This window comes from Methanofastidiosum sp., from assembly GCA_020854815.1.
Classification (GTDB): Archaea; Methanobacteriota_B; Thermococci; order Methanofastidiosales; family Methanofastidiosaceae; genus Methanofastidiosum.
Genome location: JAHKLW010000087.1, coordinates 17,190 through 33,786 on the forward strand (window position 1 = coordinate 17,190; position 16,597 = coordinate 33,786).

The 16,597-nt window shown below is 34.2% G+C and carries 14 protein-coding genes and 1 tRNA gene; 13 read left to right on the forward strand and 2 right to left on the reverse strand.

Features of this window, described 5'->3' with window-relative positions:
* Window positions 1–7: 7 nt before the first annotated feature.
* Window positions 8–1,240 (reverse strand): aminotransferase class I/II-fold pyridoxal phosphate-dependent enzyme, encoded by a 1,233-nt coding sequence (locus KO464_10190; GenBank protein MCC7573731.1) that lies wholly within the window; start codon window positions 1,238–1,240, stop codon window positions 8–10.
* A 57-nt stretch (window positions 1,241–1,297) separates the two neighbouring features.
* On the opposite strand from KO464_10190, the gene KO464_10195 reads away from it, so the two are divergent.
* The 4 genes from KO464_10195 to KO464_10210 all read left to right on the forward strand — a co-directional run bounded on the left by KO464_10195 (window position 1,298) and on the right by KO464_10210 (window position 6,646).
* Window positions 1,298–1,525, forward strand: coding sequence for a hypothetical protein (locus tag KO464_10195; protein MCC7573732.1), 228 nt, complete (start codon window positions 1,298–1,300; stop codon window positions 1,523–1,525).
* 16 nt (window positions 1,526–1,541) lie between these two features.
* Entirely contained in the window at window positions 1,542–4,040 is a 2,499-nt protein-coding gene (locus KO464_10200; GenBank protein ID MCC7573733.1) for a hypothetical protein, read from the forward strand.
* A gap of 81 nt (window positions 4,041–4,121) precedes the next feature.
* A complete protein-coding gene (locus tag KO464_10205) occupies window positions 4,122–5,405 on the forward strand; it encodes an MFS transporter (GenBank protein MCC7573734.1) in 1,284 nt (427 codons plus the stop codon).
* Window positions 5,406–5,422: 17 nt separating this feature from the next.
* Window positions 5,423–6,646 carry a M20 family metallo-hydrolase gene (locus KO464_10210; protein ID MCC7573735.1) on the forward strand — a complete coding sequence of 408 codons (1,224 nt, stop codon included), beginning with the start codon at window positions 5,423–5,425 and terminating at the stop codon, window positions 6,644–6,646.
* A gap of 7 nt (window positions 6,647–6,653) precedes the next feature.
* On the opposite strand, the gene KO464_10215 is transcribed toward KO464_10210, so the two are convergent.
* Entirely contained in the window at window positions 6,654–7,589 is a 936-nt protein-coding gene (locus KO464_10215; protein MCC7573736.1) for an AEC family transporter, read from the reverse strand.
* 98 nt (window positions 7,590–7,687) lie between these two features.
* Between KO464_10215 and uvrC the strand changes: the two genes are divergently transcribed.
* From uvrC to KO464_10260, 9 genes are all read left to right on the forward strand, one after another.
* Window positions 7,688–9,412, forward strand: coding sequence for an excinuclease ABC subunit UvrC (gene uvrC, locus KO464_10220; protein ID MCC7573737.1), 1,725 nt, complete (start codon window positions 7,688–7,690; stop codon window positions 9,410–9,412).
* Between the two features lie 68 nt (window positions 9,413–9,480).
* On the forward strand, window positions 9,481–10,869 hold the full coding sequence (locus KO464_10225) for a DHH family phosphoesterase (GenBank protein ID MCC7573738.1): 1,389 nt from the start codon (window positions 9,481–9,483) through the stop codon (window positions 10,867–10,869).
* Window positions 10,870–10,878: 9 nt separating this feature from the next.
* Window positions 10,879–12,666, forward strand: coding sequence for a phosphoenolpyruvate carboxykinase (ATP) (locus KO464_10230; GenBank protein ID MCC7573739.1), 1,788 nt, complete (start codon window positions 10,879–10,881; stop codon window positions 12,664–12,666).
* A 42-nt stretch (window positions 12,667–12,708) separates the two neighbouring features.
* Window positions 12,709–12,783: transfer RNA gene (locus tag KO464_10235), tRNA-Tyr, on the forward strand.
* Between the two features lie 155 nt (window positions 12,784–12,938).
* A complete protein-coding gene (locus KO464_10240; protein MCC7573740.1) occupies window positions 12,939–13,181 on the forward strand; it encodes a hypothetical protein in 243 nt (80 codons plus the stop codon).
* On the forward strand, window positions 13,174–14,055 hold the full coding sequence (locus KO464_10245) for a hypothetical protein (protein MCC7573741.1): 882 nt from the start codon (window positions 13,174–13,176) through the stop codon (window positions 14,053–14,055). Before KO464_10240 ends, KO464_10245 begins: the two co-directional genes overlap by 8 nt.
* A gap of 112 nt (window positions 14,056–14,167) precedes the next feature.
* The gene (locus KO464_10250) at window positions 14,168–14,833 is read left to right on the forward strand and encodes a PAS domain S-box protein (GenBank protein MCC7573742.1); all 666 of its coding nucleotides are present in this window, start codon (window positions 14,168–14,170) and stop codon (window positions 14,831–14,833) included.
* Complete coding sequence (locus KO464_10255; protein MCC7573743.1) at window positions 14,788–15,951, forward strand: PAS domain S-box protein; 1,164 nt, start codon at window positions 14,788–14,790, stop codon at window positions 15,949–15,951. Before KO464_10250 ends, KO464_10255 begins: the two co-directional genes overlap by 46 nt.
* Before the next feature lie 29 nt (window positions 15,952–15,980).
* The gene (locus KO464_10260; GenBank protein ID MCC7573744.1) at window positions 15,981–16,343 is read left to right on the forward strand and encodes a hypothetical protein; all 363 of its coding nucleotides are present in this window, start codon (window positions 15,981–15,983) and stop codon (window positions 16,341–16,343) included.
* Window positions 16,344–16,597 lie beyond the last annotated feature (254 nt).

The window sequence follows — 16,597 nt, forward strand, 5'->3', positions numbered from 1 at the left end:
TTTTTAATTAAATTTTGTCGAGTGCTGATTTTAAATCGTTGATAAGATCCTCATGATTTTCTATTCCAACAGATAATCTTATCATGCTGTCAGTTATCTCAGCATCTTTCAGAGTTTGATGGTCGACCTCTGAGTGCGTCATTGCCTTCGGATGTTCTATTAAAGATTCAGTTCCCCCAAGACTTACTGCAAGCTTGCATAATTTTACATTGTTTAAAAATTTGAATGCCTCTTTCTTTCCACCTTTTAAATAAAAAGAGATTAATGACCCTGGTCCCTTGCACTGTTTTTTGTATATCTTGTACTGTTCACTTTTTTTATCATATAACTCGGGGTATATTACTCTTTCAACTTTTGGATGTTTTAATAAAAATTCAGCTATCTTTATTGCGTTTTCCATTTGCCTTTGCATTCGAATATGTACAGTCTCTAATGATCTAGCCATGAGCCATGAATCAAATGGATTTCCATTAGTTCCTATCATTCCTCTGATGCCTTTTACCTTGGATATGTCTTCTTTTGATCCAAGAGCTGCACCAGCAATAATGTCTGAATGGCCACCTATAAATTTAGTTGCAGAATAAAGGACAATGTCAACTTTTTGTTCAAAAGGAGACTGAAATACTGGCCCCATGAAAGTATTGTCCACTAATACCTTTGCGTTAATCCCTTCTTTTTTTAATGCATTTCTAATTTTTACTATTGCTTCAATGTCAATCATTACATTGTTGGGATTAGCAGGCGTTTCAACATATAGTATAACTGTTTTGCCATTTATCTTATCTTTAACTGAATTTATCATTGCTTCCATTAATTTTGGAGAGTCAGATCCCGCATTAACATGGAATGTAGATACGCCCATTTTTTCAAAAAATTCTTTGAAAAGAAATTCAGTTCCACCATAAACGGGGTTAGTATAGAATATATAGTCTCCACTCTTTACAAAAGCGAGTAAAGTTGATGTTATTGCAGACATTCCTGAACCGAATATAGATGCTGCTTCGGCCCCTTCTAGTACCGAAAGTCTCTCTTCGACAATATCAAAGTTTGGATTTGCAAATCTAGAGTAGACAAATCCTTCTTCTCCTTTATCAAGTCCTAGTGCAACACGAATAAAGGATTCTCCCTCTTCTGCACTTTTAAATTTGTAAGTACTAGTTAAAAATATGGGGGGTTTTACTGAACCTTTATATTCTAACGGGTCATAACCCTTACTTATAACAACAGTTTCCTTTTTCATTATATCCCTCTATATACTATTCCAAATATTTATAAACAATGTTATAAAAGTTTCTTTATGAAGTATGTTGGGAGGGTTCTGCACTCACTTGGCCCTCTATTTGTATTAAAATCAAAAAAAGTCAAAATAAGGGATATTGGGGCTGATGCTTATATAGGGGATAAAAAAATTGGGAAGATTATAGAACTATTCGGTCCCGTGGAAGATCCTTATGTTAAGATTGTCTCGAGAAGAGACATTAAAGATAGAAAAAGTTTTGTTGGAAAGGATGTTTCAATTAGATAGAATTTTGAGGTCTTTTATGAATAATATCGTAAAGACATTAATTATAGTGTTCTTGCTTGCATCTTCGTTTTCAAGTTTCAGCCCTGTATCAGGCCAAGATACTGGATATTCTATTGAAATATTACCCTCATTTTCAATAGCTACTCAAGACGATATTCCGAGACTTGTAGATCTTGCTTCCACCAATAACGTTAATACAATTTACTTACACGTGAAGCGAGGCACAGGTACAAATCCTTCACCAGGAGTAGTTTTTTATAATAGCAGAATTGCACCTACTTTTTATAATTTTGATGTTTTGTCAATAATGATTGATGAAGCTCATAAGAAGGATATAAAAGTATACGCTATTGTTCCAGTTTTCTACGATGTAATTGCTGCGAATAAAGGTTTTGCCTCTGAAGGGCCTCAGTCCGAGGGTTGGGTCTGCCCACAAACAGGATTTAATTATGAAAAAAGTATAATTGATGAGATAACAAATGGTTACAAAGTAGATGGAATAATACTAGAATACTTTGGGTACTCAAATAATCTTAACTGCCAGTGTAGCGATTGCTTAAAAGAATTTGCGAGAATATATGGGGTATCTGCTGATAGATTGAATTTGGAAACTGAAAAACAGAATAACTCTGATTTATGGATTAAATGGAATATATATCGAGCAGATGAACTTGCTAAACGTTTAGAAATTTTATCTCAAGACATTAGAACTAATAAAAAGATGAAGTTGGGAATAATCATACCCCCAACAACCTACCGCGATTACTTTGAAAATACCGATTTTGGTATTGATGTAAAAAAAATAGGAGACTATATTGACTTATTAATTTTCAGACGCCAAGGTCTCCCTTTAGAATATGTTCCAGATGCTACGAATGGATACAATCTTCAATATGAAGGAGATATCTATGTCACTGTTGAAAACAAAGATATTGGATTACTTAATCTAGTTTATTCCAGCTCAGATTATACTTCAGGGATTATTTATTTCCAACGAGAACCTTGGACTACACAGAGTTTTTCAAGAATAATTAAATCAAGGGCCGAAACGACAAACATTTGGGCAGTAAGAGTTGATTCTAGAGAATACTTCAATCTTGACCTTGATTCATATATCCCTATTTGGAAAGATAGTAATATTAATACGGTAATAATCAGCGCGGGGAGACCATATTGGATAAATTTCAGATGGCCAGGGCACGAGAATGAATACAGCTCTTTAGTTCAATTGTCTTCAGGCGACCCATTAGAAAGAATGATTGACAAACTGAAAAGTGAAGGATTTAAGGTCGTAGTTTCTTTTAGTCTGAATAGCCCTGAATACATACAGGCTAATCCTGGTTCTGCTGCACTCGATTATGTATTTTCAAGAAGCTCTTCAAAAGTTTCGATGATCGAAATAACTCAAGGCGATTATGGTAAATATTACATAGATACAATTGAACATATAATAAAGAATTATGACGTTGATGCTATTCTAGTTACCAATGGAGACTTTTACGAGTATAGTTTTGACTCCAAATCAGAAGCAGAGTATCTCAAATACATGAACTCAAGAGGCATTGTGATTTACGAATGGCCAAAAAGAGATTTAATTGTTAATATTGATGACAGTACAATAACTAACTGGCAAAACTTTGAAATGGAAAAATTTTATTCTGTACTCAAAAACAGAGTAATCAACTATGAAGTTGAACTTTGGGTTTCTGCAAAAACGGATGAAAAAGATCCAAATAATCTTTCTAGAAAATACGGACAGGACTTAAATATGTTAAACAATTATGCAACAAGAGTTGTGGTAACTGCACCTCTTACAGAAGATATCTCTGGGAAGAATAGGAACTTTGCAGATACACTGCGTGAAGCAGGCATATCATATGTCTTGGAAGTACCTTTAATAAAAGGCGTAAGCACGCCGGTAACTACAGAAGAATTGGAATCAATATTAGAAAGCTCAATAAACGGTGGAACAAAATATACATTGATGTCATCCAACTATTTGATGAATGAACTTATTTGGGACTCAGTTTTGAAACTCTCACTATATAAAGAAATAGCAGGTGTGGATGATGCACAGCTCATTAATCTCTATAATGCAGGTTTGTATGATTTCTTAAAAGAGCGAGTCGAAGAAATAAAGCAAATAAGGGAAGAGGAAATAACAAATCTTCGGAATCAATCAAAAACTAAGATTCAAAAGTTAGACAAAGTTGTAACGGATATTGAATCAAAACTTACTTTAACAAAAAATATTGGATTTGATGGTTCACAAGTATCTGAAAGATGGGATTTTGGGAGAAGAGAATATGGCCTATCTAAGAATTCTTTTATTGAAGGAAGATATAAAGAAGCACTTGATCGAGCCGAGAATGCAGAAATTGTTTTGAATCAAGTTAATTATGTACTCCAAGGAGAGATAGACAAAGTTTATTCTTCAAGAATGTTTATTGGATTTACAGTAGTCATAGTATTTGTAATATTCTTATTCCTTGCATATTATTCTAGCAGAAATTAAAAGAATTAGTTTTAAATATCAAAGCTTAATTTATTAATTAGAAGTCTTTAATAATGTATAATAGTTATAATGGTGATTTTCATGGTAAAGAATATTATTTTTGGTTTGACAGAGAAAAAATATCGATGGATTCTATTATTAGCTCTTTCATTAGTCTATTTTTTTGTTTATTTTCACAGAGTTTCATCGGCAGTTATTTCTAAGGATTTACTTAATGAATTTGGAGTTTCTGCCTTATCTTTGGGGCTTTTATCGTCTATGTATTTCTATTCATATTCATTATTTCAAATACCTGTCGGGATTCTCTCTGACACACTTGGGCCAAGAAAAACAATAGCATTCCTTACTATCTTTTCTGCTATAGGATCGTTCTTATTTGGAATTGCCTTGAACTTTAACATGGCTCTTTTTGCAAGACTTATAATAGGAGTTGGTGTTTCGGGAGTATGGATACCAGCTCTAAAATTATTTTCTGTTTGGTATTCTAAGAGAGAGTATGCAACAATGGTTGGAGTCTTGCTTTCAGTTGGAAATATAGGGGCTCTTTCTGCATCCTATCCTCTCGCTTTAATAGTATCTGATTTTGGATGGAGATACGCATTTTACATTATTGGTATAATTTCAATATTTCTTGCATTGATAGCATGGATATTTATAAGAGATTCTCCAGAACAATATTTGAACAAAAATAAAGGAATAAAGGTATCAACTTCAGTTCCTATTAAACAATACATCTCTAAAGACCATCTGAGATTGATTGCTAAAAATAAAGATGTCTGGATATTGTCTATATGGCTATTTGTAGTATATGGCGCTCTTCTAGCTTACCAAGGTTTATGGGCTTATCCTTATTTTAGAGATGTCTTTGGTTTATCTAAATCTTCATCAGGTTTTATCCTAATGTTTGTCAGCATTGGAATGCTTATAGGATCCCCATTTGTAGGATATTTCTCAGACAAAATTATGAGAAGCAGGAAGAAGGTAATAATCATATGGGTTGCTTCATTTATCTTGCCATGGGTATTAATCTCATTTTTTACGGCAAGTATCACCATAAATCTTCTTTATCTAATTTCTTTTTGGATGGGATTTTTTGGATGTGCAAATGTTGTTATATTTGCCATTATTAAAGAACAGTTTCCTTTAGAGATTACTGGAACAGTCCAAAGCATAGTTAATGTTTTTCCATTCGTAGGCGCGGCTTTCTTTCAGACATTTCTTGGATACATACTTGATACCGTAGGTGGATTTGATGGAGTATATCCTGTGGCTGCTTATAGTATGGCATTCAAATATGTATTTGCTTTTGTTATTATAGTATTCATCATGTCTTTCTTTGTCAAAGAAACAATGACAACAGATTAGAATATCGGAGATTTACTATGAAAGTCAGTGCAAAAAGGCTTGAAAATGACATAAATCGAATTAACAATTATAACTCGACACCAGGCCACGGTATAAGCAGATTAACATTCACAAAAGAATATATGAATGCAATGAACTACATCTTCAAAGAACTTGAAAAGATAGGTGCAGAGATACAGATAATGCGTGGAGGAAATATAAGGGCAAGATTGGAAGGTAGCGAAAAAGATGCGCCTTCGATCATGATTGGCTCACATATAGACAGTGTCTTTCATGGCGGCATGTTTGATGGGGTTGTAGGAACTATAACCTCTTTAGAAGTATTGAGGACAATTTATGAGAATAAGGCCACCCATACGAATCCAATTGATTTTGTAATTTTTGCAGAAGAGGATGGCTCAAGATTTTCTTCTGTTTTATTGGGAAGCAGGATATGGGCCGGGAAAGTAAAAGATGAAGACTTGTCAAAAATCATTGATAAAGATGGAGTAAGCTATTTTGAAGCAATGAATAAATCAGGACTCACACCTAAGGATAACTCTATATTAAATGGAAAAAAAATAAAAGCTATGATTGAACCACATATTGAACAGAGTCGAGTTCTCGAGAGTAAATGCCTTTCAATTGGTATTGTTGAGACAATCGCGGGGATAAAACAGTTAGAAATAACAATTAAAGGTGTTTCAAATCATGCCGGCGCAACCCCTATGAATTTAAGAAACGATGCTCTTTGTGGGGCGGCAGAGATTATTTTAAATTCAGAAAAGTTCGCTTCACATAATGGGACTTCAGTTGCAACAGTAGGTCTTGTTGAAGTAAATCCGGGTAAAACTAATATTGTACCTGGGGAAGTGAGATTAACTCTAGATATTAGAGATAGAGATGATGTTACCCTAAATAAAATAACGGATAGAATAGTCAATTCGATTGGTCCAACATGCAATAATAGAGGTCTTACCTATGGCATTAAACAGGTCTCTTATACTAAACCAGTTCTTTTGTCTAAAAGGGTAGTTGAAGTAATTGAGAACTCTGCTAAAAATCTGGGCGTTGATTTCTTAAAAATGGTAAGCGGGGCTGTCCATGATTCTTCAATTATTGCTGAATTAGCTGATGTAGGTATGATCTTTGTTCCAAGCAAGAATGGTAGAAGCCACTGTCCAGAAGAATACACAGATTTGAAAGATATTGAAATAGCTGCAAATATTCTATTAAAAACTGTGTTAGAACTTTCAAAATAATATAATATCAGAAAATAGTTTCTAGGATAATTAACCATATGTTAAGGTAAAATACTGAAAGCAGTGCAGATATAATATTGAGAGATGCTATTGTTTCTTTGAAGAAGTCGTATCTTTCACTTAATACTATAGATGAAACAGCTATAGGCATGCCATGCATAAGCACTATAATAGTGCTCTCAAATGCAGGGACTACAAATACAAATTTCAAGAATATAATTGCCACTAAGGGCAAGAATACTATTCTCAAAAGACTTAATCCAAATGCGGTCTTTAAATTTCCATAACTTCTCCCAAAAAAAAATAATCCGAGCATGAAAATAGCTACAGTCGAAGTAGTACTTCCCAATCTATGCAATGTAGTAGAAATAAAAATGGGAACTTCGAATCCTATGATATTAATAGAAACACCAAATAAAGTAGAAAGGATCAAAGGATTTTTTGAGAATCTCTTTACAAGCGTTTTTACTCTAGAGATTTTTTCATCGCCGAGTTTGTATAGTTCTAATACTGAAGTTGCAGTAATAACACTTACAAAACTAATTGTAGATGCAAATAGTGCTGCTAATCTTTCTGACTCCCCTGTACCAAAAGCAAATACAATGAAGGGTATGCCGAAAAAGGCGAGACTTCCAAAAACAGTTGTAACAATTAATAGATAAAGTGTTTTTTTATCTTTAACAATTCCCAATATGAAAATAGCAATGAAAACGGCTAGGGCAACAAAAGTTGGAGTTATTCCTGCAACAACATATCTTATAATCTCTCTTGAAAACTCAACTTCGTATATATTAATGAAAAAGAGTGAGGGAAGTGCAAAGTAATATATGTAAGAACTTAAGACTCTTTCGTCACCGTGTTTAAGAATGCCATACTTCCTTGATAGATATCCAAGAGCTATTAGAAGCAATATTGGAACTGAAGTTCTAAGTATAACGCTCAATTAATTCCTCTTGGCTTTTAGTTATTCGTCATGATTTAAAATCTTTTGTATTTTATTTTAAAAACGCTTAAATTCATATGTAATGAGTATCTTATGTCATGAGAAATGATCTTTATATCAAAAAAAATTTTCCAGAAGAGCCCGGCGTTTATGTTATGAAGGACTCTAATGGGAATGTTCTTTACGTCGGAAAGGCAAAATCATTAAAGAAAAGATTAGCTTCTTACTTTCAAAAAAATATTCCCGATAGAATCTCTTTTCTAATGAACAGGGTAGATGATATTGAGTGTATTGCTACCGATAATGAAACAGAGGCGCTTTTACTTGAGTACAATCTCATAAAAAAATACAAGCCTAGGTACAACATTCATTTTAGGGATGATAAGAAGTATCCTTATATAAAAATAACAAATGAGAACTTTCCAAGATTAATAGTCTCAAGGAAGATTGAAGAGGACGGTGCTTATTATTTCGGCCCTTATTCAGATGTAGGCTCTGCAAGAAGAATGCTTGCACTTGCCAGAAATATATTCAAGTTAAGAAGCTGTAAAAAAATGAATAAAAATCCATGTCTCAATTTTTATATAAAAAGATGCACAGGTCCCTGTTCTGATCCAAATTCTAAACAAGAATATAATAAGAGAGTAGATGGATTACTAATGTTCTTTGAGAATAGGGGCGAGGAGTTAATAACAAAACTTGAGGAAGAAATGAACTCTCACTCGAAAGAATTAGATTTTGAAAAAGCTTTAGTTTTAAGAGATGAGATAGATGCAATAAGAAAATCGATGGAAGAGCAGAAAATCTTTCTTGATTCACCAATAAACAAAGATGTCATAGGATACTATGACAAGAAAACAATATGTATTTGCGTAGTAATGATAAGAAGGGGGGCCCTAATTGGGGCAAAAAATTATCCCATAGCGGAAACTTTGTTTGATAGAGAGGACACTTTGTCATCGTTTCTAAAGCAACATTATAAGGAAGAGTATATACCAAACAGGATTATCCTGCCTTTTGAGATTCCTGAAAGGGAGGAAATTCAAACATTTTTATCTAATGGAAAACATGAACTAACAATAACTCCGCCATCTTCTCTTCGTGAGAAGGAGGAAGTACTGCTCGCAACTAAAAATGCTGAACTTTTTTTATCTTCAGAAAAGAAATCACCTCTCGAAGGTCTTATGAATTCACTTGGACTTGAAACTCTGCCAAAAAGAATTGAAGGATATGATATTTCAAATATGGGCCCAGAGATAAAAGTAGGCTCGCAGGTGACTTTTATTGATGGGAAACCTTCTAAGGAAAATTATAGAATATACAAGATCAAGACAGTTTCTGGCCAGGATGATATATCCTCCCTTAGAGAAGTTTTGAGCAGACGATTTAGACATAATGAGTCTTTGCCAGATTTGATACTAATTGACGGAGGGAAAGGCCATTTGAACACGGCTCTATCGGTATTAGACTCTCTTGATCTTGAAATACCCACTGTTGCGCTTGCAAAGCAAGAGGAAGATCTTTTTTTTGAAAATGAACTTAATCCAGACATAGATACAGATTCTAAGAATCTTTTAATTAAGATAAGGGATGAGGCTCACCGATTTGCTATAAAGAATCTAAGGAACATGAAAAGAAAAGCAAGTATCCATTCACCTCTAGATGACATACCCGGGCTTGGCCCCAAAAGAAAAACTAAGCTAATTGACCGATTTGGATCTATTGAAAATCTAAAGAATGCAAAAATTGAGGAGATCGAAGAAGTTATTATAAATCGTTCTCTTTCGGCAAGAATTTATAATTTTATTAAAACATTGAAATAAGATTATCGATAGACGAAATTGGATACCCAAAACAAAAGCTATATATATGGTATCTTTCAAAGATGGTTATGGATTCTGGATTTGCTAGACTTCTAAATAATGCAAAAGACAAAATACTTCAGTCCAAAGATTCTAAAATTAAAATTATTTCTCATATTGATGCAGATGGCATATCTTCAGCTGCGGTCTTATCTCTTGCTTTGGACAGGCTAAAGATTAATCACGACGTTCATTTTACTTCTCTTGATGGAATACCATCGTCTCACTTAGGAGATCTTACCCTATTCCTCGATATGGGAAGTGGGCAGATAGATTATCTAATGACCAAGTATGAAGACAAAGATATAATAATTCTAGACCACCACCAGGGAGAATATCCAGAAACACCTTTTATTGAAGTTAATCCAAATATATTTGGATATAGTGGTTCTGAAGAAATCAGCGGCTCAGGTCTAGCATATCTTTTGTCTTTAGAACTTGACAGAAAGAATAAGGACCTCTCATCAATTGCAATAGTTGGCGCAGTTGGAGATATGCAGGGTTCTTGGGGAGGGCTAAAAGGATTAAATCGGGACATTCTGCTTGATAGCATAGAATCAGGTTTGGTTAAAGCCGAAGAAGATTTACTTTTGTACGGGCGTTCGACAAGACCCATTTACAAATCACTACAATATTTCTCAGACCCTCCTATACCAGGTGTAACAGGGAGTGATTCAAATGCAATGGCGCTTCTAAATAGCTTGGAAATACCATGTTACGAAGGTGACTGGAGGACTGTATCAGATATGACTTGTGATGAGAAGCGGAAACTTGCAACAGAGATCATAAGAAAGACAATAACTGCAGTTCCTCAAGAATATGTTTCGTTTATTCCCCAGATGATTATGGGCGAATCTTATTCACTCATTAAAGAAGAAGAAAGAAGCCCTTTAAGAGATGCTTCAGAGTTTGCAACATGCCTAAATGCCTGTGGCAAGAATGGTAGGCCTGAGGTGGGCTATTATGTGTGCAAGGGTAACAGAGGCATATACTACGATATATTGTTAGGATTACTTAGAAAGCATAGAAAGAATATCGCAAGAAGCATGAGTCTTGTTGAGAGTCGAGGGGTAGTCATGAAGGAGAAGTTCCAGTACTTTGATGGAAGCGGTATAAATGATACCATAGTTGGTACCGTTGCGAGCTTAGTTCTTGGAAATCGTGATACAGATCCTTTTCTGCCGATAGTTGCTTATACAACGCTACCGAATGACCCAAATGTTTATAAAATCTCTGCACGCTGCTCAAGATTGTTGGTGCTTAAAGGTTTAAATTTGGGAAAAGAAATAAAGAAAAGTGCAGAATTAGTAGGCGGTAAAGGAGGGGGTCATCCCCCGGCATGCGGTGCCTTTGTTCCGATCGAAAGACTGACAGAATTTTTGCACATATTTGAAGAGAATATAGCAACTTGTATTTAGAGTGTTTTTATGAGTATTATTAATGTTTCTGATTATCTTAGAATTCCAGAAGATAGGATTTATTTGAATCCTTCTGATGAGTTTTATATTAATTATCTAAAACCATACTATGTGGTTACAAATGACGGGCAGTATCTTTTTGCCTCAACCTTGAAAGGAAGAATGCCTGATAAAGTCTATTATATGATGCCAAAAGGGTACAAACTTGGAGCCGGACAAAAAGGGTTTGACATTGATGCAGGAAAAGCTATTTTTAAAGTAATCATGGACTATCTAATGGAGAAACCTCAACTTATTGTTGCAGATGGCATTCAGGGAGAAAATGGATATGAGGTAGGTATAAGGTCAATTGTAAGTGTGGCAAATCCACACAGTGCATATATCTCGTGGATGGGGAAGATGATGGTATTCCCTCCAAAAGACGGGATCAAGCCAAGCTGCTACAACTTCATAGTGCCTGAAAAGCTTCCAGAACAATATGTTACTCGAATAAAGAAAGTCTGGCCCGGGTACAATGAGAAAGAACCTCTTTCTCTTTATGATTTTACCGAGATGAAAAACGATGTTAGATGTGTTTTAAATCTTGGGATAGATTATTTTGGCGGCGCCTTCAAAAAGCCCAATCTAACTATGGTGTGGAACAGGGGCGAATCAGATGGGATGATTTCATTTCATGCGGGACTTTCTGAAAGTTCTGTCATAATAGGACTCAGCGGTACAGGAAAAACTACATTGACTGTTGGCCCTAATCTCGAACAGGATGATGCTATTTTAGGAAAAGTTATTTCTAAAAATGGAAAAATTGTTGATATAAAGCTAGTTGGACTTGAAGCTGCAAGTTTTGCAAAATCAGAAGGATTGTCTGAAAAAAGTCCAGAATACCCTGGTTTGATGAAATCAAAAGACAGGAAACATATTGTTCTGGCGATGAATATTGACTGTGAAGGCGTTGAATACCTTAAGAGGAATATAAATGATTACAATGTAGAAATCCCCGAGGCAACTGGCGAAGTAGGCTCATTACTTACCAAGAGCTATGAAAAGAGCAGAACAACTAATGGCCGATTCATTTTCCTTTTCAGTGACTTGAACGCTTATTGGGGTAAAAAGGACAAGTACCTTAGAAATTTTATTTTGAGCTTTAAGAGATACGATATATTCAATCCCCTAATTAGGGTGACCGATCCACTTATGGCTGTTGCATTTGACAGTGCTTGTGAGAGCATAATTACTTCTGCCATTTCAGGTAAGATCCCTGGAACTAGGGTAAGATCTTATTCAGCAACTGATTTTATGGCGAGAGAACAAGCCGAACAGGCAGTTTTGAAAAAGAAAGTTTTTAATGACATGGGACTTGGACAAAATGGAAAAATAAACTTTTTGATCGTCAATACCGGTTTTGTTGGTGAGTTTGATCTAGAAGGAAAATCAATCGGAGGAGAAAAGATTACCGTCTCAGACTCAAAGACACTTCTGAAACTTGCCACAAACAATCTTATTAAGAACTGGATAAAAGATCCAGTTTATGGTTACCTTTTACCCTCGCCCAAAGAGCTAAGTGAAGTTCACGGTATGAAAAACTTTGGTGAAAGATTCAATCCTCTCAATTATTACTCGCCTCATGATTATTTAGAATTTGTTAAGATCGACATAAAGGAAAGAAAGGATTTCCTATACAAGATTTTTTCATCGCAAAGTGAATTTAATTATTTAGAAGATGTTATTAATGTCTGGGATGAGATTAGGTTACCTTCGCCTAAAGAAATCAGAAAGTTCTACGATACACATTATTTGTGAATACCGAAAAGCTTTAAAATAAGGTGATTTAACTTCATGTAGCCCGGCGTGGCCTAGTCTGGTTAGGGCAGTGGACTGTAGATCCACGGACCGCTGGTTCAAATCCGGCCGCCGGGACTCGTTTTTAACTAGAAATCCGGGCCCCCGCACTTTTTTCTTCAAACTAACACAAGTAATAAAAGCAAGTTATGAATATTTATAGTGATTGCTAAAAATTATGGGGGGATAATATAACAGACGTTATAGATATTGGAAAAGATGCAGAAGAGATATTGGAATTTCTTTATGCAAAAAAATTAAAGGAAGGAAGTTTTGTTATAGATACTAGAGAACTGTCTCGTATTCTAAAATGGGACATTGGCAAAGTAAATAATGCCATCCACTATAACCTTGGAAAAAACATTATTGTATGTAAAGAAGTTAAAGGCGAGATCAAGGGATACTTAAATTATTACATCTCAGATATAACTCCCGAAGGAATAAAATGGATAAAGTATACAAGAAAATTTGAGTGACATTAATTCGTGGCCAATGAGCGTGATAGAAATGATTGAGAAAATTGATTGGGAATCTGCAATAAATGTTCGTCGATCTGTAAGAAGTTATGAAATGCGTGAAGTTGATAAAGAAATTATGGACAAACTTAAGAATTTTGTATTAAATATGGAAGTTCCATTCAAACATGATGTCAAAATACATTTTTTCAAAGCGGACCCAGATAGGAGATTATATAACAACATTAAATATACCCCTAAAAATGGTATGGCTTTTATAGCAACTACCGACATACCATCAATCTCTGCTGCAGGTTTTGTTGGTGAAATGGCAATTCTATATGCAACGCACTTGAAACTTGCCACTAGTTGGTTTGGCCATTATTCACTTGAAGAATTGGAGAGAATTATGCCCGATATTAAAAGTAACTCATCATTGCCAAAACCAAAATGGGGTTATGGAAAGGGCGTAGTTCAAGGTAAACGTGCGATTTGTATATCGCCTCTTGGATACTGGAAAAAAGAAGGTCTTAGATTGATGGACAGGACAACAGAGTCATTTATGAGTTACAAAAGAAAACCTGTCAGTGCTTTTTTAGAAAATGGAATAACTGAAGATTCACTTCCCCCAGATATTCTTTATGCTTTTGACCTTGCTAGGAAAGCCCCATCGGGAGCCAATAGTCAGCACTGGCGGTTTAATGTTTCATCTGATTTTAAAATAATTTCAATATCAATGCCTATTGGATACAAACACATCAAGTGGGAGCATCCTGATGTTGATATCGGTATATGTGCTTGCCATTTCTGTCTTGGCCTTATAATGAAAAATATAGCTTGTAAAGTTTCTATAAATGAAAAACAGGATCGTGCAGTGTGGAACTTTAGAATTTAATTTTTATTTTGCGATTTTTTCAATGTACATGAATATACTTATAAATTATCTCACAACCGTATCAATATTAAAGAAATATCTGCAGATACTTAAAAGTTGATTAGGTATATCCATGGATAAATTATTAAATTCTAAAAAAGAGGAATATCTAAATAATATTTCAGAAATATACAGAAAAATCTTTGAAAATTCTTTTGATGCTATTCTTTTGGTAGATGATAAATCTAGATTTGTTGACGCTAATTTGAGTGCTTTTAATCTTTTAGGTTATACCAAATCAGAACTAATAAATATGGGGGTGGAGGATCTTACTCCTAAAGAATATATTGAACATGGAAAAAAATTGCGTGAAGAGTTTCTAGAAAAGGGTAATCAAAAAGGAGAGTATATCCTCTTAAAAAAAGATAAAGAAGAAATAAATGTTGAATATCGTGGATTTGCTAATATAGTGCCAGGATTGCATCTCTTTATTATTAAGGATACTAATAGCAAGAAGTTAAATAAAGTATTGAAAGATAGAGAAAAGACACTTCAAGGAATATTTACTGCAAGTCCAGTTGGAATTAACCTGATTCAGAACAGGAAGTTCATCTGGAGTAACGAAATGATGAGTCAAATAACGGGATACCCGTTAAACGAGATTATAGACAAAAACACTAAATTCCTATATATATCGGATGAAGATTATGAAAAAGCAGGATACGATTACAACAAAAAACTAGCCGAAGGTAAGTGGCAGAAGTTGAAACAAGATGGAGACGAAAAGATGGGAAAATAATAGACATCCATAAAAAAATGAGTCTAGTGGATCCAACTGAACCAAGTAAAGGATATATAACCTCGGTAATGGATATAACAGATCGTAAAAAAATTGAAGAGAATTTAATTAGTGCAAAAAAACAGCTTGAAGAAATAATAGAATTTTTACCCGATCCAACATTTATTATTGACAAGAATAAAAAAGTTATAGCATGGAATCATGCGATGGAAGAAATGACGGGCATTGATAAAGAAGATATTTTAGGAAAGGATCATGAATGTGCCGCCGTACCATTTTATGGGAAAAGAAGGGCACATCTTGTCGATTTACTATTTGAAGGCAATGATGAAATAGGATCTAAATATAATTTTGTTAACAAAAAAGGCAGATCATTGTATGTTGAGGTTTTTACTCCTGCCCTTTACAATAATAAAGGTGCTTATGTGTGGGCGGCTGCATCTCCCTTACTTGATCAAAAAGGAAATATAGTTGGGGCAATTGAATCTATCAGAGATATAAGTGGATTTAAAGATACAGAAAAAAGAATAGTAGAAAGTGAGAAAACTCTAAGGAGCATCCTTACAGCTGCCCCAGTAGGAATAAAATTAGTTCAAAATCGAGAGATTATTTGGTGTAATCCTAGTATGCTTGAAATGACAGGGTACAATCTTGAAGAATTAATTAATAAAAATCTAAAATTTTTGTATCCTAATGAAGAAGAGTATACTAAAGTTGGGCATATGTTATATGATAAATGGCTCGATGAAGAGTATAGAGAAATTGAAACTTTCTGGAAAAAAAATAATGGAGAATTAATAAACTGCCACATAAGAGTTAGCCCTATTGATCCTTCAGACTTCAGCAAAGGTCTGATTGAGATTATTACAGATACTACTGAGAAAAAAAAGGCCCAAAAACAACTTGATGAGAATCTAGAATATTTTGCCCATCTTGTAGACCATATAAGAAATCCCCTAACGGTACTCAGTGGAGTTATAATGGTAGAAGTTGATAACGAGAAGACTAAGGGGAGAGTCCAAAAACAAGTTGATCATATCGAGGAAATCCTTGAACATTTGGACCACGGTTGGATTGATACAGAAGAAACTAGAAAATTCTTGAAAAAATATATGTAATAGAATCTTTATAAAAAAAGAAGAAAAAGGTGATCAATATTCTAGATGAATCCTGTAACTACAATGAATCTTTTAGTAAAAAAAAAGTGAAAGATTTTCTTCTTACAAATTTAAAAAGAAACTGCGAAGAATTTGAAAGCCTTGTTGAAGATATTGATATTGAAGAAGATTTAGAACTAAAAGAAAAAATTAACAATATTTCAAATAAATGCCATGAACTATCAATGATGTCTCTAAATATTCTTGGTGAAAAAATCGAAGAAATAATGTTTGAAGATATAGAAAGTTGTGCCATGGGCCTCTCTGAAATAAGAAACTGGATAAAATCATTTATAAAAAACAAAGCATTAAAATCAGAATTAAATGAGATATCTCTTTTTTTGATAGTTTAGAAGAAATAGCGGACAGGATAAAATTTATTGATTCTATTCAACAGAAATCTCTTGATTCGCAAAAAACTTTCATAGAGGCCGTTAAGAAAAGACGAGATAAGATGAAATAAATGATTAGTTAATCTTTTTTATTTCTGCATTATTCTCAAAAATTAGTTTACCGGAATTGTAACTTTTATAGTGTGCTATATAACTGAATGCAAAAGAATTATTCTCTGGATAAGTTGGCGATATTCCGACATTTCCTTTGGAGA